Here is a 20,096-nt window from a genome sequence, read left to right on the forward strand (position 1 = left end):
GGCGCGCGTGGAGCGGATGTGGCTGTTTCGCCGCCCTTTTGGGGCGACGTCGGGCCTACAGGGGACTGCGGTGGTGGCTGACGACGGGCGGTGTGTTCGCGTCCGCGGCGACGTCGGTGCGGGGCGCTGTCGCGGCGGTGATGTGCGTCAGCGCGCCGGACAGATGGCGCTGGACATGCGGCCGAGGTCGACGTGCCGCCGACTCACCAAGGCAATTCCAGCTCCGTTCATGGGGGGAAGCGTGGCATGTGGCGATTGGACGAGTCCACTACTGTCCACTATCCGGACGAACTCGTCTCGCATCGCAAGATCCCCGTGACGGGGGTCACCCCAGGAGCCCCTTGGGGGGCCAGCAGCCACATGCCCGTGTCCGTGTGCGGAGCCCCGGGGAACGGTGGAAGGGCGGGTAGGGGACAGCCCCGCAGGGCCGCCCGCCCGCCCCGCAGGGCTACGCGCCCGGCCAGGGGCCCGGGGTGGGGGCGACGGCCTTCTCCTCCGTCTCCTCCTTGAAGACCTTGAAGCCCCGCCGGAGGTAGTTCGCCATCGCGGTCGGGCCGTCGTCACTGCACGTGTGCAGCCAGACGCGTCGCGTCGGCTCCAGCTCCGGCCAGCGCTCGGCCAGCGACCAGGCCCGCTCGATGCCCACGGTCAGCAGGTGGCCCCCGATGCGCCGGCCCCGGAAGTCGGGGATGAGGCCGAAGTACATGATCTCCACCACACCGTCGGGCTGCGGGTCGAGTTCCACGTACCCCGCCGGGGTGCCCCGGTCGTACGCCACCCACGTCTCCACGCCGGGACGGTCCAGCTGCTCCACCCACTGCGCACGGGTCAGCGACAGCCGGTCCGTCCAGTGGATGTCACCGCCCACCGAGGCGTAGAGGAACCGGCTGAACTCGGGGGAGGGGACCTCCGACCGGACGATCCGGATCTCCGGGCCCGGTACGGCCGCCGGGACGAGGTCGGTCGGTGCGGTCATTTCCAGGGACCAGGTGGTCAGTGTGTTCGTGCTCGCGCTCATGCACTTCAGGGAATCACGCCGCTCCCCGCCGGGCCCAGCCGGGCGCTGATCACCGCCGGCGCCGTGGAGTGCGGCAGCAGCGCGGCCGGGTTCGCGGGGCGGATCAGTTCCACCTCCACGTCGTGCGCGAAGCGGTACGGGCGGTGCGCCAGCACGCCGCCCAGGTTGCGGCGGACCCGGGAGATCTCCGCGCGGACCGTCACCGTGCGCGTCGGGTCCCCGAACAGCTCCTGCGCGAGCTCCGCCGCCGAGCGCCCCTTGGGGGACTCCGCCAGCAGGAACAGCAGCTCCGCGTGGCGCGGGCTCAGCTCCTGCGACCAGCTCCCGGCGGCCCCGTAGACGGTGGCCCGCCAGGCCCCCGGCCGGCTGAGGTCGAGGACGACGCGGGCGGCCGCCCCGGCGCCGGTACGGGCCTCCGTGACGTTCACCAGCCAGCCGCCGGGCAGCGGCTCCACCAGGCAGTCGCCGAGCTGCGGCACCCACACCCGGCCGGGCCCGAAGGTCTTCGGCAGCGGGATCCGCTCCGTCGGCGCGATCCCGGTGACGGCGGCGGTCCACCCGTTGGCGTCCAGGGCCAGCGCCCGCCCCGGCACCCGGGCCAGCAGCGGGGCCGCCACCGCCCGCAGCCGTTCCAGCGACTCCAGGTGCCGCACCCGCAGCTCCCGCTCCGCGAGCCGGGCCACCGAGCTCACCCACGCCAGGGTCGCCGGGTGCATGGTGGCCAGCGGCCCGCTGACGTCCAGGACCCCCAGCAGCTGCCCGTCGCGGGGGTCCCGTACGGGGGCCCCGGCGCAGGTCCAGTCGTGGTGGCTGGAGACGAAGTGCTCCGCCGAGAACACCTGGACCGGTCTGCGGGCCACCAGCGCGGTGCCCACCCCGTTGGTGCCGACCACCGCCTCGTCCCAGTGGGCGCCCACCCCGAAGCCGAGCCGGTCCGCGTTGCGCAGGATCGAGGAGTGGCCCTCCCGCCACAGCAGCCGCCCGTCGGCGTCGGCCACGACCATGATGTGCAGGGCCTCGTCCAGGGAGGGCAGCAGCCCTTCGCGCAGGACGGGCAGCAGGTCCCGTAGCGGAGAGGTCTGGCGCCGTTCCTCGGTCTCGGCGGCCGACAGCATCCGCGAGCGGCTGTCCCGGTCCGGGTGCACCCCGCCCGCCATCATCCGGCGCCAGGACTCGGCGATCTCCGGTCGCGGTGCGGCCGGCGGCCGGTCCCCGGCAAGGGCGGCCGCCCGTACCCCCTTGAGCAGACGCGCGGCCTCGCGGGCGTCCATGGCCGAGATGCGTGCCGCATCGACCGCGCTGCCTGTGGTGTGGTGGACCACCGGAACCTCCCCGTGCGGAACAGACGTACGACGGCTTCCGCCCCGGGGGGCCGTCCGGTGCGCGCCGTTTCCGGGAGCGGACCGGTACGCCCGAAGGGCGGTTCCGAGTCAAAGGTTGCAACGTCTTGCAACTCTCGCCAAGTCCCGGTCGGCCGATCGAAACTGTACGGACGTCGCAGAGCGACGTGACAGCTCCTTCCTCGGGGCTTCGCGGATCAGGGGTGGTGCCGAGTCGGCGCGGCGCCATCCCTGTTCCTGGTCGACGGGTCCGGATCCCGCACCGCAGTGCTTTTCGTAGGGTTGGGGCCCTTCGCATCAGCCTCGCTTCCGGAGGGTTGGGGCCCTCCGTCAGCCCGCGATCCGGGCCCGTTCCACCACGGATCCAAGATCCAGACTGTGCGGCAGCGTGCCGAAGGCCGCGCCCCAGTCCCCTCCCAGGCGCGAGGCGCAGAAGGCGTCGGCCACCTCCGGCGGGGCCCAGCGCACCAGCAGGGACCCCTGCAGCACCAGGGCCATCCGCTCCACGACCCGGCGGGCCCGGGCCTCGATGCCCTCCAGGTCCGCGAGCTCGGTCAGCAGGTTCTTGATGGCCGAATCCAGCCGGTGGTCGGCGCCGCGGGCCAGGCCGACCTCCTGGAGGAAGGCGTTCAGCGCCTGCGGCTCGCGCTGCAGGGCGCGCAGCACGTCGAGGGCCTGGACGTTGCCCGATCCCTCCCAGATGGAGTTCAGCGGGGACTCGCGCAGCAGCCGGGGCATCCCGGACTCCTCGACGTAGCCGTTGCCGCCCAGGCATTCCAGGGCCTCCGCGACCATCGGCGTACAGCGCTTGGTCACCCAGTACTTCGCGGCGGGCACCGCGATGCGCAGGAAGGCCCGCTCCCGCTCGTCGCCCGTGCTCTGGACGGCGTCGTACGCGGCCGCGAGGCGGAGCGTGAGCGTGGTGGCGGCCTCCGACTCCAGGGCGAGGTCGGCGAGCACGTTGCGCATCAGCGGCTGGTCGATGAGCGGTGCTCCGAAAGCAGAGCGGTGCTCCGCATGGTGAGCGGCCTGCGTCAGCGCCTGCCGCATCAGCGAGGCCGAACCGATCACGCAGTCCAGCCGGGTCGCCGCGACCATCTCGATGATGGTCCGCACCCCCCGGCCCTCCTCGCCCACCCGCCGCGCCCACGTCCCGTCGAACTCCACCTCGCTCGACGCGTTCGACCGGTTGCCCAGCTTGTCCTTCAGCCGCTGGATCGCGAAGACGTTGCGCGTCCCGTCCGGCAGCACCCGCGGCACCAGGAAGCAGGTCAGCCCGCCCGGAGCCTGCGCCAGCACCAGGAACCCGTCGCACATCGGAGCCGAGCAGAACCACTTGTGCCCCGTCAGCAGGTACTCGCCCGAGGCGTCCAGCGGCACCGCCGCCGTCGTGTTCGCCCGGACGTCGCTGCCGCCCTGCTTCTCCGTCATGCCCATCCCGAAGAGCACCCCGGCCTTCTGCCCGGCCGGCCGCAGCCCCTCCTCGTACACGTGCGAGGTCAGCCGCGGCTCCCACTCCGCCGCCAGCTCCGGATCGGCACGCAGCGCCGGAACCGCCGCGTGCGTCATCGAGACCGGGCACCCGTGCCCCGCCTCCGCCTGCGACCACACGAAGAAGCCGGCCGCCCGCCGCAGATGCCCCGCCGGCCGCCCCCACGCGTCGGTGAGCCCGGCGCCCACGGCGTGCCCGAGGAGCCGGTGCCACGAGGGATGGAACTCCACCTCGTCGATCCGGTGGCCGTAGCGGTCGTGCGTCCGCAGCTTCGGCGGGTTCTCGTTCGCCTGCGCCCCCCAGTCCTGCGCCTGCCGTGACCCGGCCGCGCGGCCGAGGTCCGTGAGCTCTTCCCTTACCTCCGCGGCGAGTTCGGGCGCGGCGTCCGCGAGGTGCCGCTCCACCCCCTCGCTCAGGACCCGGTCGCTGCCGTATACGTCGTGGCCCACGAGCGGCGGGGCCTGGTTGCTGACTGTGTGGGTGGTGGCTGCCATGCCGATACCGTAAGGACGTGCAGCACGCGAAAGAAACACCCGAGCGGATTCCGGGACGCCTCCACCGGGCCCGCGCCCTCTACCGCAACGTCTCGAAGCGCAAGATGGCGTGGCTGCTGCTCAAAGACACCGTGAACTCGTGCATCGAGTACCGGATCCTCGGACTCGCCGCCGAGGCCGCCTTCTTCACCCTCCTCTCGCTGCCCCCGCTCTTCCTGGGCCTGCTGGGCCTCCTCGGGTACGTGGACGGCTGGTCGGGCGGAACGACCGTCGCCAGCATCGAGGAGAACATCCTGCGCGCGGTCGGCACCGTCCTCTCCGACCGCGGAGTCAACGACATCGCCAAACCGATGCTCGACGACGTCACCGGCCGCGGCCGCCCCGACCTCATCTCCCTCGGATTCGCCTTCGCCCTCTGGTCGGGCTCGCGCGCCGTCAACGTCTTCATCGACACCATCACCGTCATGTACGGACTCGACGGACACCGCGGCATCGTCAAGACCCGGCTGCTCGCCTTCGTCCTCTACGTGATCGCCCTGCTGATCGGCGCCATCGTGCTGCCGCTGATGGTGGTCGGCCCGGACGCGGTGGTGCGGGTGCTCCCCTGGAGCACCGAGGTCATCGCGGTCCTGTACTGGCCCGTGGTCACGCTGCTCTCCATCGCCTTCCTGACCACGCTCTACCACGTCTCCGTCCCGGTCCGCTCGCCCTGGATCGAGGACGTGCCCGGCGCGCTGGTCGCCCTCGCCATGTGGGTGCTCGGCTCGTTCCTGCTGCGGATCTACCTCACCAACACGGTGGAGGGCCCGACCATCTACGGATCGCTGGCCGCCCCCGTGGCGATCCTGCTGTGGATCGGCATCTCGGCCTTCGCCGTCCTCGTCGGTGCCGCCGTCAACGCCGCGATCGACCGGGTCTGGCCCTCGGTGGCCACCGCGGCCGCGCGCGAGGCGAACGAACGGGCCCGCGAGGCGGAGGCCGCCCAGCTCGTGGCCCGGGCGGCCGCCTGGCGGGCCCTGGCCGAGGGGGAGTCGGAGGACGACGAGGGCGACGAGGACGCGGGCATGCCCTCGGAATTCCCGGAGCGCTGGTCGAAGTTCCTGCCCCCGGAGGACTACCACTCCCGCCTGCGCAAGCACTGACGGCTGCCGTCCGTCGGCCGCGGCCCGCCGCCCGTCGCCGTAGCCTGGTGCGCGTGGCAGATCCCGCGGACCGCGCACCCGCACCGGGCTACGAGGAACGGCCGTCCCGGACCGTCCCCGGAGCGGTGCTCTGGCGGGCCGCCGGGGCCGGCGGCGGCGTGGTGCTGCCCGACGGGTGCATGGACCTGCTGTGGGTGGAGGGGCGGCTCCTGGTGGCCGGACCCGACACCGCCGCGCACCCCGCCGGAGAGGTCCCGGGCTCCGGCTTCGCCGGGATCCGGCTGGCCCCCGGCACCGCGCCCGCGCTGCTCGGCGTACCGGCCCGCGTGCTGCGCGACCGCCGGGTCGAGCTGGCCGACCTCTGGCCCGCCGCCGAGGTACGGCGCCTCACCGCGCGCGTGGACTCGTACGGGGATCCCCGCGCGGGACTGGAGGAGCTGGCCCGGCTCCGCACGGCCGAGAGCGGCCCCCCGGACCCGCTCGTCACGGAGGTGACGGCCCGGCTGCGCGCCGGGCAGGGCGTGGCCGCCGTGGCCGGGGCCGTCGGCCTCGGGGAGCGGCAGCTGCACCGGCGCTCGCTCGACGCCTTCGGCTACGGGCCCCGGACCCTCGGGCGGATCCTGCGCCTCCAGCGGGCCCTCGCGCTGACCCGGCGCGGGCTGCCGCAGGCGGCGGTGGCCGCGGCGGCGGGCTATGCCGACCAGGCCCACTGGACCCGCGAGGCGCGGGCCCTGGCCGGGACCACGCCGGGGGCCTACGCGGCGGGGTCGGCCGGATCGGCCGGATCGGCTGCCGCGAAGAGGGAGATCCCGGAGCCGTCCGGGTCCAGGACGACGGCGTAGCGCTGCCCCCAGAAGGCGTCCCAGGGCTTCAGGTGGCCGGTGTGCCCGGCCCCGGTCAGCTCCGCGTACAGCGCGTCCACCTCGGCGGGGGAGTCGCAGAGGAACGCGAGCCCCACCCGGCCGTCGCTCGTGGGGCGGGTCCAGGAGGGGTCGAAGGAGCGGACGACCTCCTCCGTGTCCCAGCCGATCCGCTGCCCGCCCGGCAGGACGGCCTCGACGTGCGGCTGGGAATCGGCCTCGGCGGGCACGTCGATGCCGAGGCGGCGGTAGAAGGCGAGCGATGCGGGCATGTCGGAGACGATGATGCCGATCATGTCGAGTCGGGGAGTCATGAACTCACCCTAGGCAGGCCCGCCCCGGCCGGTCTTGAACGAATCGGACACGGGCGGGTGCCCGGTCACCCCGTCACTCGGAGGATTCCTCCTGCGGCAGGTGCCGGTAGACCGTGGCCCGGGAGACCCCGAGGGCGGCGGCGATCGCGGTGGCCCCGCTGCCCGCCGCGTGCATCCGGCGGGCGGCCTCGATCATGGCCGGGCTCATGGCCACGGGCCGCCCGCGCCGGCCGCCGGGCACGGGCCGGGCGGGGCCGCCGGGTCCCTGCTGCCCGTCGGGCCCGTCGAGCAGGCGGCGTACGCCGTCCAGCACGGCCTCGCGCAGGGCCGGTACGGGGGCGTCGGCGAAGAGCACCACCGGGTCGGAGAGCATCGCGACGGCCTGGGCGGCCCGGACCCGCTCCGCGAACCCGGGATTCGCCCCCGCGACCAGGAAGTTGGCCCGGAGCAGGGCGTCGCGCAGCTGGGCGAAGACCGGGCCCGGGGTGGCCTGGGCTGTGTCCTGGAGGTACTGGAGGTTGAGGCGGAGCAGGTGGCGGTGGGCCAGCCAGACGTCGAGCACCCCCTCGATGGCCGCCCACCGGGCCCGGTCGGAGGCGCCGGGTCCGTCCGGGGCACCGGGGCCGTCGGAGGCGCCGGCCGCCGCGGCGCGGGCCAGGGCGGCCGCCAGATCGCGGAGCACCGGCTCGACGAGGGCGCCGAGGATGTCGGCCTTGCCGGGGAAGTGGTAGAGCACCGCCGGCTTGGAGACGCCCACCCGTTCGGCGATCTCCCGCAGCGAGGTCTCGTGGAATCCGTGGACCCCGAACAGCTCCGTGGAGACCCGCAGGATCCGCCGCCGGGTATCGGGCGCCGTCTCGTAAATCGTCTCAGAATGGGCGGTTCCGCTTCTCTCCATGCGGAACAGCTTAGTCTTGCCAACCGACTTGACCGGCGATTTATTCGGTCCGTCCTGACCGGCGGTAAGTTCGAACGCCCGCATCGAGCCCGCCCGTAAAAGAAGTGGCGCGGCCCTGAGGGCGCTTGTTACGGTGGGGACGTCCCGCCGACCGGTGCGGGACCGCACAACAGGTACGTCAGTACGTATGCAGACCCGGAGGTGAGTTCATTGATGACTGTCATGGCGCAGGGCGTTGCCCGCACTCAGAAGACCATCAATGTCACTTCTGTGGTCTCCGGCTGACCTCTCACCTCTCCCGCGCCCGGTAGCGGCGCGCACCGCCGGGGCCACCCTGTGAAGGGTTTCCCTTGTCTCTCCCCGCTTCTTCCGCTTCCCTCTCCTCCCTTTCCCTTTCCTCCTCCCTGGCCCCCTACGGCTGGGACGAGGCGTGGGCGGCCGAGTTCGCCCCGTACGCGGACCAGGGCCTCCTGCCCGGCCGGGTCGTACGGGTCGACCGCGGCCAGTGCGACGTCATGACGGCGGACGGCATCGTCCGCGCCGACACCGCCTTCGTCACCCCGCACGACCCGCTCCGGGTCATCTGCACCGGCGACTGGGCGGTGCTGGAGGCGCACGGCAACCCGCGCTACGTGAAGGCGTACCTGCCGCGCCGGACCGCCTTCGTGCGGTCCACCTCCTCCCAGCGGTCCGAGGGGCAGATCCTCGCCGCGAACGTCGACCACGCGATCATCGCGGTGTCGCTGGCGGTCGAACTGGACCTCGGCCGCATCGAGCGGTTCCTCGCGCTCGCCTGGGAATCGGGGGCGCAGCCGCTCGTGGTCCTGACCAAGGCGGACCTGGTCCCGGACCCCGTCACCCTCGGACACCTCGTCGAGGACGTGGAGACCACGGCGCCCGGCGTCCAGGTCCTCACCGTGTCCTCGGTGACCGGGGAGGGCACGGACGTGCTCGCCGCGGTGGTCGGCGGCGGTACGAGCGTGCTCCTCGGAATCTCCGGCGCGGGCAAGTCCACGCTGGCCAACGCCCTGCTCGGGGCGGAGGTGATGGAGGTCCAGGCGGCCCGCGAGGTCGACGGCAAGGGCCGCCACACCACCACGACGCGCAACCTGCTCGCGCTGCCGGGCGGCGGCGTGCTGATCGACACCCCCGGGCTGCGGGGCGTCGGACTCTTCGACGCGGAGGCGGGCGTCGGGCAGGTCTTCTCGGAGATCGAGGAGTACGCGGAACGCTGCCGCTTCCACGACTGCGCGCACGAGGCGGAGCCGGGGTGCGCGGTGACGGCCGCGCTGGGCTCCGGGGAGCTGTCGGAGCGGCGGCTGGAGAGCTACCGCAAGCTGCTGCGGGAGAACCAGCGGATCGTCGCGAAGACGGACGCGCGGCTCCGCGCGGAGATAAAGCGCGACTGGAGGCTCCGCTCGGCGGAGGGCCGCGCGAACTACTCCGCGAAGCGCACGGGCCGAGCCTGACCGAAGCCCCCGCCCGGGCCCCGCACCCCGACCCGCAGCCGGGCCCTTCCCCCCGCCCCGGGACGGGCCCCGCCCGGCCCGGGGCGGGGGCGCCGCTGCGGACGGGGCGATGCGGGCCGGGGGCCCCGGGGCCCCCGGCTACGCCCACACCAGCGTGCCCACCCAGGCGCCCACCACCAGCAGGCATGCGAACAGTTCCACCAGGACGCTCGTGCCCACCGCCCGCATCACCGCCCGGACCGACGCCCACGCCTCCTCGTGGGCACCCAGGCGGCGGCGTTCGCAGAGGTAGATGCCGCCCACGAAGCCGGGGACCGTGCCCACCACCGGGAGCAGGACGAAGCCCAGGAGCGCGCCCGTGCCCGCGTACACGACCATCCGGCGGGTGACGCCGACCCCGCGGAGCTGCCGCGGGGGCAGGAGCCGCTTCACCACCTGCACCACCAGCAGCAGTGCCGTCGCGCCCGCGAGCAGGCCCCAGGCCGTCGGGGAGCCCTCGTGCAGGGCCCACCACAGGACACCGGCCCAGACGAGGAGGGCGCCGGGGACGCCGGGGACCAGTACCCCGAGCAGACCGAGCACCAGCACCAGCCCCACCAGCGGCACCTGGGGCAGCTGCGGCAGATCCATCTGCTCAGCCTGCCTGACCTGGGGCTATCGGGCCACCCAGCCCCGTTCGTACGCGTGCCAGCCGAGCTGGAGCCGGGTCGTGACGCCCGAGAGCTCCATCAGGCCCTTGACCCGCCGCTGCACCGTCCGCAGGCCCAGTTCCAGGTGCTTCGCCACGCTTGCGTCCGTCATCCCCGCCAGGAGGAGGGTGAGGATCTCCAGGTCCGTGGCGTCGGGCCCGCCGCCGGTCTCCTCCGGCGCCCCGGTGGAGCCCAGCCGCAGCGGGAGCGACTCCCGCCAGACCGCCTCGAAGAGGCCCATCAGGGACTCCAGCAGCCCCGACGCGTGCACGACCAGCGCCGCCGGCTCCGCGCCGCGGGCCGTCAGGGGGACCATTGCGAGGGTCCGGTCCGCGATGACGAGTTTGGTCGGCACCGCCGCCGACACCCGGATGTGCTCGCCGCGCGCCAGCGCCGCGGAGGCCTCGCGGATCCCGCTCGGCTGGGCGAGCACCTCGCGCTCGATGACCACCCGGTACGCGACGCCCCGTACGGCCGCCCGGTCCTCGGCCTCGTTGTCCGTGCCCGTCACCACCTGCGGCCGGCCGCTGACCAGCGCGAGCACCTCCTCCACCGCGCCGAGCTGGAGCTGGTGGAAGCGGTGGGCCACCGCGCTCGCGCCCGTCACCACCTCCACCAGGTCGTGCACGGCCGGCTCGGCCGCCTCCGCCCGGTACTCCTCCGCCAGCAGGGCCGCCGCCAGCTCCGCCTGCTCCAGCTCGTGCCGCTGCTGGGTGAGCAGGGCTCCCAGGGCCACGCCGGGCGGGGCCGCCACCCAGCGGCCGGGGCGGGCCGAGGACTGGGCGGCGAGCCCGTGGCGCTCCAGGTGCCGCAGGGTCAGCTCGGTCTGCTGCACCGGCAGGGTCAGCCGGTGCGCGAGGTCCGGTATCTCCGCCGCCCCCAGCGCGACCAGCGCGCGGTAAGCGGACTCCTGTCCTTCGTCGAGACCTATCGCACCCAGCAACTCGTCCACCCAACCCTCTCGGAGCCGTTCCTGGCGGGAAGCGGCCACGGCGCAAACCCGCCGCCGACATCATCGCCGCACCCGGCGCCCCTCTGCCAAGGTGGCGCCACCGCAGCACCAACATCCGCTGGCCAGAAGCCATTTACGCGGCGATTTCGCCGTGCAATGCAGTAGTTGGCCGGAATTCATCTGGGGAGAGCGATGCGCCCGATATCGCGTACGGCACTGGGAGCGGCCATCGCCGCCGTCCTGGCCGTCACGGCCGTGGGCCCGTCCACGGCGCAGCCGAGCGACGGAGCCTCCGGAGCAGGATCCGGAACGTCGAAGAAGGCCCTCACCGGGAGCCAGGAGGCCGCGAAGCAGCCCACCGGTCCCGTGACGGTGACCCTGGTCACCGGTGACCGGATCCTGGTGTCCACCGACGCGCAGGGGCGTACGGCAGCCACCGCGATGCCCCGCGAGGACGGCTCGCAGCCGATCGTGCAGACCCGGCAGGCGGGCAAGGACCTCTACGTCTACCCCGAGAGCGCGGTCAAGGCGCTCGCCGCGGGCAAGGCCGACGAGGAACTCTTCAACGTCACCGGCCTGATCCGGCAGGGGTACGACGACGCGCACGCCAAGAAGCTCCCGCTGATCGCGGTCTACGAGCGCTCCGCGAGCCTCGCCCGCAGCGCCCCGCCCGTCCCGCGCGGCGCCGAGCAGTCGCTGGTCCTCGGCTCCATCGGCGGTGTCGCCCTCGCTGCCGACAAGGAGAAGGCCGCCGACTTCTGGGCCGATGTCACCGGCGCGCACGTCGACCCGCGGGCCCGCTCCACCGCCTCCGCCCCGCTGAAGAAGCTGTGGCTGGACGGCAAGGTCCAGGCGAACCTGGAGCGTTCCACGAAGCAGGTCGGCGCCACCGCAGCGTGGGCCGCCGGATTCGACGGCACGGGCACCAAGGTCGCCGTCCTCGACACCGGCACCGACCTCGAACACCCCGACCTCAAGGGCCGGGTCGCCGAGGCGAAGAACTTCACCGACTCGGACACCGCCGGGGACCGCCAGGGCCACGGCACCCACACCATCTCCACCGTGGGCGGCTCCGGCGCCGCGAGCGCCGGCGCGAAGAAGGGCGTCGCCCCCGGAGCCCAGCTGCTCAGCGGCAAGGTCCTCAACGATTCCGGCTACGGCCTGGACTCCTGGATCATCGCGGGCATGCAGTGGGCCGTCGACAGCAAGGCCGACGTGGTCTCCATGAGCCTGGGCGACCCCTCCCAGCTCTCCTGCGACGACCCGATGGCCGCGGCCACCGAGGCGCTGGCCCAGAGCAGCGGCACCCTCTTCGTCGTCGCCGCCGGCAACGCAGGCCCCGGCAACAACACCGTCTCCTCGCCCGGTTGCGCGCCCAGCGTGCTGACCGTCGGCGCCGTGGACCGCGCCGACAAGACCGCCTCCTTCTCCAGCCGCGGCCCGGCCGGCCTGAACCACACCCTCAAGCCCGAGATCTCCGCCCCCGGCGTCGACATCTCCGCCGCCGCGGCGGGCGGCCGCGGGGTGTACGCGTACCAGTCCATGTCGGGCACCTCGATGGCCACCCCGCACGTCGCGGGCGCCGCCGCCATCGTCAAGCAGCGCCACCCCGACTGGACGGCGCAGCAGATCAAGGCAGCGCTCGTCGGCTCCGCCAACTCGGCGGTCCCGGGCGACGTACGGGAGACCGGCGGCGGCCGGCTCGACGTCAAGGCCGCCCTCGGCACCACCGTCACCAGCGCCCCCGCACTCCAGGGCGGCACCTTCAACTGGCCGCAGGACCGCAGCGACCGCACGTCCGTCGAGGTCCCGTACACCAACACGGGGACCAAGCCCGTCACGCTGAAGCTCTCCGTCGAGAAGGTCACCGGCAACGACGGCTCCGCCGTCCGCGGCCAGGTCGCCCGCCTGGAGCGGCGTACCGTGACCGTCCCGGCCGGCGCCACCGTCAAGGTGCCGCTCGCCCTGGACCCCGCCGCGAAGCTGGAGCGCTCCCAGTACGGGGACGTCACCGGCCGCGTCGTCGCCACGGCGGACGGCGGCGTGCACGTCTCCACCCCCTTCTCCCTCTACGTGGAGCCGGAGACGGTGACGGTGCGCGTCAAGCTCGTCGACCGCGCGGGCAACCCGGCCGGCGGCCCGTCCTCCCTGGACCTGATCGGCACCGACGACGCCACCGGTGAGCGCCGCTTCAACGAGGGCTCCGTGGACCAGGTGTTCCGGGTCCGCCCGGGCTCGTACTTCCTCTCCGCCTTCGTCGGCACCCCCGACGCCGGCGCGGAGCCGCAGATGTACGACTCGCTCACCTACCTCGGCCGTCCGCAGACGGAGATCAAGAAGGACACGGTGATCGTGCTGGACGCCCGCAAGGCGGCCCGGCTGAGCATCGCCACCGACAAGCCCACCGAGGCGCGCGCCACCACCCTCGCCTTCTCCCGCTCCTGGGGCGACGCCTGGCAGCACGCGGGCACCGCGGCCGGCGGCCGCACCATCCGCGGCTTCTACGCCTCGGTCGACGGCCGGGCCACGGAGGGCGACTTCGAGTTCGGCAGCTACTGGCGGGCGGCCGCGCCGCTGCTCACCGAGCTGAAGGCCGACGGCGGCCCGGTGCTGCACCCGATCACCGCCTCCACCGGCAGCGACAACCTCGACGGCACCGGCAGCGCCCCGCTCGTCGACGCGGGCACCGGCACCCCCGAGGAGCTCGCGGCCGTCGCCGCCAAGGGCGCGATCGTCCTGGTCAAGGTGGCCGACGACGCGCTGTACGGGATCGCGAACGACGCGAAGGCGGCGGGCGCCAAGGCCGTCCTCGCCTACCGCGACGCCCCCGGCCGCTGGCAGGGCTTCACCGGCTACGCGGGCGGTGCGCTCCCGGCCCTGTCCATCGAGGCGGCCGAGGGCCGGGCCCTGCTGGCCAAGCTGGGCAAGGGCCCGGTCACGCTGCGCTGGAAGGGCACCGCGAAGAGCCCGTACGTCTACAACCTCGCGCAGATCGAGAAGGGCCAGGTCCACGGAGACCGCACCTACCGGGTGCGCGACCGCGAGCTCGGCACCGTCGAGTCGGCCTACCAGTCGATGGGCGTCGCCGCCGACTTCGTCGACGTGGTCGGCGCCTACCGCCCGCTCGGCAACGCCGTGTACTTCGGCTCCCTCGACACCGTCGCGGCGCCGGGCAAGCGCACCGAGTACTACTCCGCCGGGGACACCTCCTGGGACCACCTGCTCTCCAGCAGCTTCCCGTGGGGCGAGTTCATGACCGACCAGCACCGTACGTACAAGGCGGGCTCCCAGCGCACCGAGAGCTGGTACGACGGGGTCATCGGCCCGGTCGCGCCGCGCGACACCGCGGGCAAGGAGCAGCTGGCCGCCGAACGCCAGGGCAACCTGATCGGCTTCGCCTCCGCGATGTGGGGCGACAGCGGCCACTACGCGCAGCAGGGCGGCTTCGGCGACCTCGGCAACGTCTCGCTCAAGGTCAACGGCGAATCGCTGGGCGACACCGGCTACCCGTTCGGGGCCTTCGAGGTCCCGGCCGAGGAGTCCACGTACGAACTGACCCAGTACCTGGAGAAGTTCGGCCAGCCGGCCCGCACCTGGCAGCGCTCCTCGGCGATCCAGACCACCTGGACCTTCCGCTCGAAGCTGGACGCGACGCAGTACTCGCAGGGGCTGCCGGTCATCTTCCCGCGGATCTCCGCCCCGCTGGACGGCATGAAGACGCTGGCCGCGGCCGACGGCCAGAAGATCGGCCTCGCGGTCAGCGGGCACGCGGGCTACGCGCCGGGCGCGCTGGCGTCGGCGAAGCTGTCGTACTCGTACGACGAGGGCGGCAGCTGGAGCGAGGCGAAGGTGAGCGAGCGCGGTGGGCAGTGGACCGCGACCGTGGACCACGCCGGAGCGGCGGGCAAGCAGGTCATGCTCAAGGTCGAGCTGACCGACAGGAACGGCGCCACCGTCACCCAGATGGTCGCGCGGGCGTACGACATTCGGTAAGTCGTACGACATAGGGCAGGGGGGTCCATCGGACGGCGGTCCGATGGGCCCCCCTTTTCCTGCGCTTTTCCTGCGTTCGCCGGATTTCGGCTGCGCCGGAGCCCGACAATGAGGGCCATGAGTCAGCGGGACGCGGGCGCGGATGACTGGTGGCACAAGCTCTACGAGGACCCCGAAGGGGTCCCGGACCCCGACCCCAGGGACACCCTGGAACACCGCTTCCGCTCGGCAGCGGTCCTGGTCGCCCCGACCCCGCTCCCGGGTCCCCGGACACCCCCGACCCCACGACCACTGACGCCGCCGGACCCGTCTGCGGTGGAGACCGGCCCGGCGCGCGATGCCACGCCGCCGGCGGAGGGTCCCGGGCCCGGCCCGGAGGCCGGGCCGCCCGCGGAGGACCCCGGGCGGGTGGCGGAGGCCGGGCCGCCTGTGCCGGGATCCGGGCGGGAGGCGGAGGCCGGGCCGCCTGTGCAGGGTTCCGGGCGGGAGGCGGAGGCCGGGCCGCCTGTGCCGGGATCCGGGCGGGAGGCGGAGGCCGGGCCGCCTGTGCCGGGTTCCGGGCGGGAGGCCGGGGGCGTGCTGCCTGAGGTCACGGTGCGGGAGGCCGGGCCGGAGGCTGCCTCTGAGGTCACCTTGCCGGGGTCGGGTTCCGGACCGTTGGCGGAGGTTGGGCGGCCTGTGCCGGGGTCCGGGCCGCTGGACGAGGGCACGCTCTCCGAGGTCACGTTGCCCGTGCCGGGTTCTGGACCCTTGGCGGAGATCGAGGGGCCTGTGCCGGGGTCCGGGCCGGCGGGCGGGGTCGGGCCGGCCGAGCCGAGGTCCGGGGCGGTGGCGGACGCCGGGCCACCCGTGCCGGGTTCCGGGCCGGTGGCCGGGGCCACGCCGCCCGAGGTCGCGTTGCCCGGGGCCGGTCTGCCCATGGAGGGCTCCGAGTCGGCCGCAGGGCTGCCGGAGGCCGGGGCACCGGCGGGGGACGCGTACGGCGGCGGCTCGGTGCTGCCGCCGCCGCGGGATCCCCGGGAGGGCGGCCAGACCTGGTACGCGCTCGGCAGTGTCGCCGTCCCGCCCGCGCTGCCCGCCGAGGAGCCGGGGGAACCGTCCGACTGGAGCTGGGGCCTACGGGACGACGCGCCGACAGCGGCTGCGCCCCCGGAGCCGGCCCCGGACCCGGCAGGGGCCGGGCGCGGCCCCGACACCGCGTACGGCGGAGCCGGGCACCCGCGGCCGGCCGAGCCGGCCCCCGGCCCGGACGGCGCCGCCGCTCCGCGGACGAGCCCGGACACCGGCTCGCCGCAGGACCCCGCTCCGTGCACGCGTCCGGACACCGGCATGCCGCAGGACGCCGCTCCGTGGACGAGCCCGGACACCAGCTCGCCGCAGGACGCCGCTCCGTGGACGCGTCCGGACACCGGCATGCCGCAGGACCCCGCTTCCGGGACGGGCCCGGGCTCTGGGCAGGCTTCGGGGTCCGAGGCCGGGCCCGGCCCGGCTTCGCGGGCTGGGACCGGACCCGGGGCGGATTCGGGGTCTGGACCTGGGTCTGGGGCTGGTATGGCTACCGGGTCAGGTTTTGGGCCTGCGACTGGTCCAGTTCCGAGGTCTGGGACGGGGGCTGAGTCGGCTCCAGGGCTTGAGGCCCGGACTGGACCGGTTCCAGGGTCTGGGGCAGGGGCTGGACCGGTTCCAGGGTCTGGGGCAGGGGCTGGACCGGTTCCAGGGTCTGGGGCAGGGGCTGGACCGGCTCCCGGGTCTGGGGCAGGGAGTGGACCGGCTCCCGGGTCCGCCATCGGATCTGCTCCTACCCCGGGCGCCTGGGCCGGGTCCGGCCCCGGCGCGGATCCCAGGTCCGGGCCTGCTGCCACTGCCTGGCCGGGCCACGGGCATACGTCTGGCGCTGCACCCGGCCCTGGCACCGGCTGGGGCCCCGGGCATGCGTCTGGCGCGGCACCCGGTCCTGTGTCCGGCCCCGGCTCTGTGTCCGGCCCCGGCACGGGCTCGGGCTCGGGCCCCGGGCATACGTCCGGCGCTGCACCCGGTCCTGTGTCCGGGGCCGGCTCCGTGTCCGGCCCCGGCACGGGCTCGGCCTCGGGCCCCGGGCATGCGTCCGGGGCTGCACCCGGTCCCGTGTCCGGCACCGGCACCGGCTCCGTGTCCGGCACTGGCACTGGCACTGGCACGGGCTCGGGCCCCGGGCATGAGTCCGGCGCTGCACCTGGTTCCGTGTCCGGCACCGGCACTGGCACGGGCTCGGGCCCCGGGCATGCGTCTGGCGCTGCACCCGGTCCTGTGTCCGGCACCGGCACCGGCTCCGTGTCCGGCCCCGGCCCCGGCCCCGGCACGGGCACGGGCCCCGGGCATGCGTCTGGCGCGGCACCCGGTCCTGTGTCCGGCACCGGCACCGGCACCGGCTCCGTTTCCGGCCCCCGGCCGGGTGCTGCTCCCGGCCTAGAGGTCGGTGCCGGCACAGGCTTTGCCCTCGGGTCGCATCCCGGGTCCGGGGCGGGCTGGGGCGCCGCCCCCGAGGGACGGGACGGCCCCGGGGCGGGCTCCGCTCCCGGGGCCTCGTCCGGAGAACCCGACGGCAGAGCCGGGAAGGAGACCCGCCCGGGCACCGGCGAGGAGGCCGGGAGGGCGGCCGGGCAAAAGGTCGGCCCGGAGGGCCGGGGGTTCGGGGGGTTGCGGCCCAGTGTGGGGTATTTGGGGGATCGGCCCCCTACCTATGCCGCGGAGCCCATCGCGTTGCCCGTCGCCGATCCGGCCGGGCTGCCCGGGCTGACGCCCGACATCGTGCTGGAGGGGGCCCAGTACGGCGGCTGGACGCTGCGCGCGGCCTCCGTGCGGGGGGACTCCGCGCGGTTCCGGGGCGAGGCCCGGCGGGACTTCCTGCTCGTCGCGCGCTTCGGCGGCGGGCCCGACGCGCTGGTCCTGGTGGTCCTCGCCGGAGGCGACCGCGCCGCGCCGGGGGCCGCCGAGGCCGCCGCGGAGGTGTGCCGCTCGGTCGCGGGGGCCGTCGGGCGGAGCCAGGAACGGCTGTCGCAGGACATCCGGGACGGCCGCCGCGAGGCCCTGCGCTCGGGGCTCCAGCGGCTCACCGACCGCGGCTACGGGCAGCTGCGCGCCCGCGCCGCCGAGCTGGGGCTCCCGGAGGACGGCTACACGGCCGGGCTGCGCGGACTGCTGCTGCCGGTGGACCCCGGCTGCCGCACCCGGATCTGCTTCGGCGCGGGCGCGGGCGGGCTGTTCCGGCTCCGGGACGGCCAGTGGCGGGACCTGGAGGAGGCCGCGACGGCCGCGGCCCCCGCAGGCTTCCGCTTCCGGGCCTCCGTGGCCCGGCCCGGCGACACCCTGCTCCTGTGCACCGGCGGCCTCGCGGACCCGATGCGCGAGGAGGAGCCGCTCTCCGCCGAGCTCTCCGCCCGCTGGGCCGACGCGGCCCCGCCCGGCCTCGCCGCCTTCCTCGCGGACACCCAGCTCCGCCTGAAGGGGTACGCCGACGACCGGACGGCCGCCGCGGTCTGGGAGGCGTAACCCGGCGGACCATGCGTGGATGGGAGGCGCACACGGCACACGGCACACGGCACAGCGGAGCCGAACCGGAAAAGGGAAGGGCGCCCCCTCCATGGCCAAGCAGAACGTGGCGGAGCAGTTCATCGACATCCTCGTGCGCGCCGGAGTGCGCCGGATGTACGGGGTCGTCGGGGACAGCCTCAACCCCGTCGTCGACGCGATCCGCCGCACCGGCGGCATCGAGTGGATCCAGGTGCGCCACGAGGAGACCGCCGCCTTCGCGGCCGGCGCCGAGGCCCAGATCACCGGCACCCTCGCCGCCTGCGCGGGCTCCTGCGGCCCGGGCAACCTCCACCTGATCAACGGGCTCTACGACGCCCACCGCTCCATGGCCCCGGTCCTCGCGCTCGCCTCGCACATCCCCTCCTCCGAGATCGGCCTCGGCTACTTCCAGGAGACCCACCCCGACCGGCTGTTCACCGAGTGCAGCCACTACAGCGAGCTGATCTCCAACCCGCGCCAGATGCCCCGGGTCCTGCAGAGCGCCGTCCAGCACGCCATCGGGCGCGGCGGGGTCAGCGTGGTGTCCCTGCCCGGGGACATCGCCTCCCAGCCCGCGCCGGAGCGGAGCGCCGAGCAGGCGCTGGTGACCGCGCGGCCGACCGTACGCCCCGGGGAGGGGGAGATCGACAAGCTGGTCCGGCTGATCGACGAGGCCGACAAGGTCACCCTCTTCTGCGGCAGCGGCACCGCCGGCGCGCACGCCGAGGTCATGGAGTTCGCGGGCCGGGTCAAGGCCCCCGTCGGGCACGCCCTGCGCGGCAAGGAATGGATCCAGTACGACAATCCGTACGACGTCGGTATGAGCGGGCTGCTCGGCTACGGCGCGGCCTACGAGGCCACCCACGAGTGCGATCTGCTGATCCTGCTCGGCACGGACTTCCCGTACAACGCCTTCCTCCCCGACGACGTCAAGATCGTCCAGGTGGACATCCGGCCCGAACACCTCGGCCGCCGCTCCAAGCTGGACCTCGCGGTCTGGGGCGATGTACGGGAGACCCTGCGCGCGCTGAACACCCGGGTGAGGGCGAAGACGGACCGCCGGTTCCTCGACCGGATGCTGAAGAAGCACGCGGACGCGCTGGAGGGGGTGGTGAAGGCGTACACGCGCAAGGTGGAGAAGCGCACGCCCATCCACCCCGAGTACGTGGCCGCGGTGCTCGACGAACTCGCAGACGAGGACGCCGTTTTCACCGTGGACACGGGCATGTGCAACGTCTGGGCGGCGCGCTATCTTTCCCCGAACGGAAAGCGCCGCATCATCGGCTCCTTCAGCCACGGCTCCATGGCCAACGCCCTTCCGCAGGCCATCGGCGCACAGTTCACCGATCGTGGACGTCAAGTGGTGTCGATGTCGGGCGACGGCGGTTTCTCCATGCTGATGGGAGATTTCCTCACCCTGGTGCAGTACGACCTCCCCGTCAAAGTGGTCCTCTTCAACAACTCATCCCTCGGCATGGTCGAGTTGGAGATGCTGGTTTCCGGCCTCCCTTCGTACGGAACGACGAACAAGAATCCCGACTTCGCCGCGATCGCCCGCGCGGCGGGCGCCTACGGGGTCCGCGTGGAGAAGCCCAAGCAGCTCACAGCAGCTTTGAGGGATGCTTTCAAGCACAAGGGACCCGCTCTGGTGGACGTGGTCACGGACCCCAACGCCCTGTCCATTCCACCGAGGATCAGCGCCGAAATGGTGACCGGATTCGCACTTTCGGCCAGCAAGATCGTGCTGGACGGAGGGGTGGGCCGGATGATCCAGATGGCGCGATCCAACCTCCGCAACGTGCCGCGCCCTTGAGCCGGTATGCGTGCGGATTCCCCCGGGGGGCATGCATCCCGTAGGCCTGTTCGACCGGCGGGCCGTCGGGCAG

14 protein-coding genes are annotated in these 20,096 nt (G+C 74.0%); 6 read left to right on the forward strand and 8 right to left on the reverse strand.

From position 1 onward, the window contains the following. Positions 1-147 precede the first annotated feature (147 nt). The 4 genes from NLX94_RS39640 to NLX94_RS21555 all read right to left on the reverse strand — a co-directional run bounded on the left by NLX94_RS39640 (position 148) and on the right by NLX94_RS21555 (position 4,344). Entirely contained in the window at positions 148-303 is a 156-nt protein-coding gene (locus NLX94_RS39640) for a putative leader peptide (protein ID WP_374683998.1), read from the reverse strand. A gap of 145 nt (positions 304-448) precedes the next feature. Beyond that, positions 449-1,018, reverse strand: coding sequence for a GNAT family N-acetyltransferase (locus NLX94_RS21545; protein WP_254384624.1), 570 nt, complete (start codon positions 1,016-1,018; stop codon positions 449-451). Positions 1,019-1,023: 5 nt separating this feature from the next. Further along, positions 1,024-2,289 carry a GAF domain-containing protein gene (locus tag NLX94_RS21550; RefSeq protein ID WP_254384663.1) on the reverse strand — a complete coding sequence of 422 codons (1,266 nt, stop codon included), beginning with the start codon at positions 2,287-2,289 and terminating at the stop codon, positions 1,024-1,026. Positions 2,290-2,688: 399 nt separating this feature from the next. Continuing rightward, positions 2,689-4,344, reverse strand: coding sequence for an acyl-CoA dehydrogenase family protein (locus NLX94_RS21555; RefSeq protein WP_254384625.1), 1,656 nt, complete (start codon positions 4,342-4,344; stop codon positions 2,689-2,691). A gap of 17 nt (positions 4,345-4,361) precedes the next feature. On the opposite strand from NLX94_RS21555, the gene NLX94_RS21560 reads away from it, so the two are divergent. Next, a complete protein-coding gene (locus NLX94_RS21560; RefSeq protein WP_254384626.1) occupies positions 4,362-5,486 on the forward strand; it encodes a YihY/virulence factor BrkB family protein in 1,125 nt (374 codons plus the stop codon). Positions 5,487-5,539: 53 nt separating this feature from the next. Further along, positions 5,540-6,328 carry a helix-turn-helix domain-containing protein gene (locus NLX94_RS21565; protein WP_254384627.1) on the forward strand — a complete coding sequence of 263 codons (789 nt, stop codon included), beginning with the start codon at positions 5,540-5,542 and terminating at the stop codon, positions 6,326-6,328. Here the strand turns inward: NLX94_RS21565 and NLX94_RS21570 are convergent. Both NLX94_RS21570 and NLX94_RS21575 read right to left on the reverse strand, forming a co-directional pair. Continuing rightward, positions 6,241-6,660 (reverse strand): VOC family protein, encoded by a 420-nt coding sequence (locus NLX94_RS21570; RefSeq protein WP_254384628.1) that lies wholly within the window; start codon positions 6,658-6,660, stop codon positions 6,241-6,243. The two genes, NLX94_RS21565 and NLX94_RS21570, sit on opposite strands and share 88 nt — an antisense overlap. 73 nt (positions 6,661-6,733) lie before the next feature. Beyond that, entirely contained in the window at positions 6,734-7,558 is an 825-nt protein-coding gene (locus NLX94_RS21575) for a TetR family transcriptional regulator (protein ID WP_254384629.1), read from the reverse strand. 350 nt (positions 7,559-7,908) lie between these two features. Here NLX94_RS21575 and rsgA point away from each other — a divergent pair, with 350 nt between their 5' ends. Continuing rightward, positions 7,909-9,027 carry a ribosome small subunit-dependent GTPase A gene (gene rsgA, locus NLX94_RS21580; protein ID WP_254384630.1) on the forward strand — a complete coding sequence of 373 codons (1,119 nt, stop codon included), beginning with the start codon at positions 7,909-7,911 and terminating at the stop codon, positions 9,025-9,027. A gap of 138 nt (positions 9,028-9,165) precedes the next feature. Here rsgA and NLX94_RS21585 read toward each other — a convergent pair whose 3' ends face one another. After that, positions 9,166-9,657, reverse strand: a complete 492-nt coding sequence (locus NLX94_RS21585; RefSeq protein WP_254384631.1) for a DUF456 domain-containing protein — start codon at positions 9,655-9,657, stop codon at positions 9,166-9,168. Between the two features lie 24 nt (positions 9,658-9,681). Next, a complete protein-coding gene (locus NLX94_RS21590) occupies positions 9,682-10,659 on the reverse strand; it encodes a helix-turn-helix domain-containing protein (protein WP_254384664.1) in 978 nt (325 codons plus the stop codon). Positions 10,660-10,860: 201 nt separating this feature from the next. Between NLX94_RS21590 and NLX94_RS21595 the strand changes: the two genes are divergently transcribed. The 3 genes from NLX94_RS21595 (at position 10,861) to NLX94_RS21605 (ending at position 20,023) form a co-directional block, all read left to right on the forward strand. Continuing rightward, on the forward strand, positions 10,861-14,661 hold the full coding sequence (locus tag NLX94_RS21595; RefSeq protein ID WP_254384632.1) for a S8 family serine peptidase: 3,801 nt from the start codon (positions 10,861-10,863) through the stop codon (positions 14,659-14,661). Positions 14,662-17,400: 2,739 nt separating this feature from the next. Then, entirely contained in the window at positions 17,401-18,189 is a 789-nt protein-coding gene (locus NLX94_RS39025) for a protein phosphatase 2C domain-containing protein (RefSeq protein ID WP_302170124.1), read from the forward strand. 91 nt (positions 18,190-18,280) lie between these two features. Further along, positions 18,281-20,023: a pyruvate dehydrogenase gene (locus NLX94_RS21605; RefSeq protein ID WP_254384665.1), complete on the forward strand. Its 1,743-nt coding sequence runs from the start codon at positions 18,281-18,283 to the stop codon at positions 20,021-20,023. Positions 20,024-20,096: the final 73 nt, after the last annotated feature.

The sequence above is a fragment of the Streptomyces sp. TBY4 genome (assembly GCF_024213195.1).
Classification (GTDB): domain Bacteria; phylum Actinomycetota; class Actinomycetes; order Streptomycetales; family Streptomycetaceae; genus Streptomyces.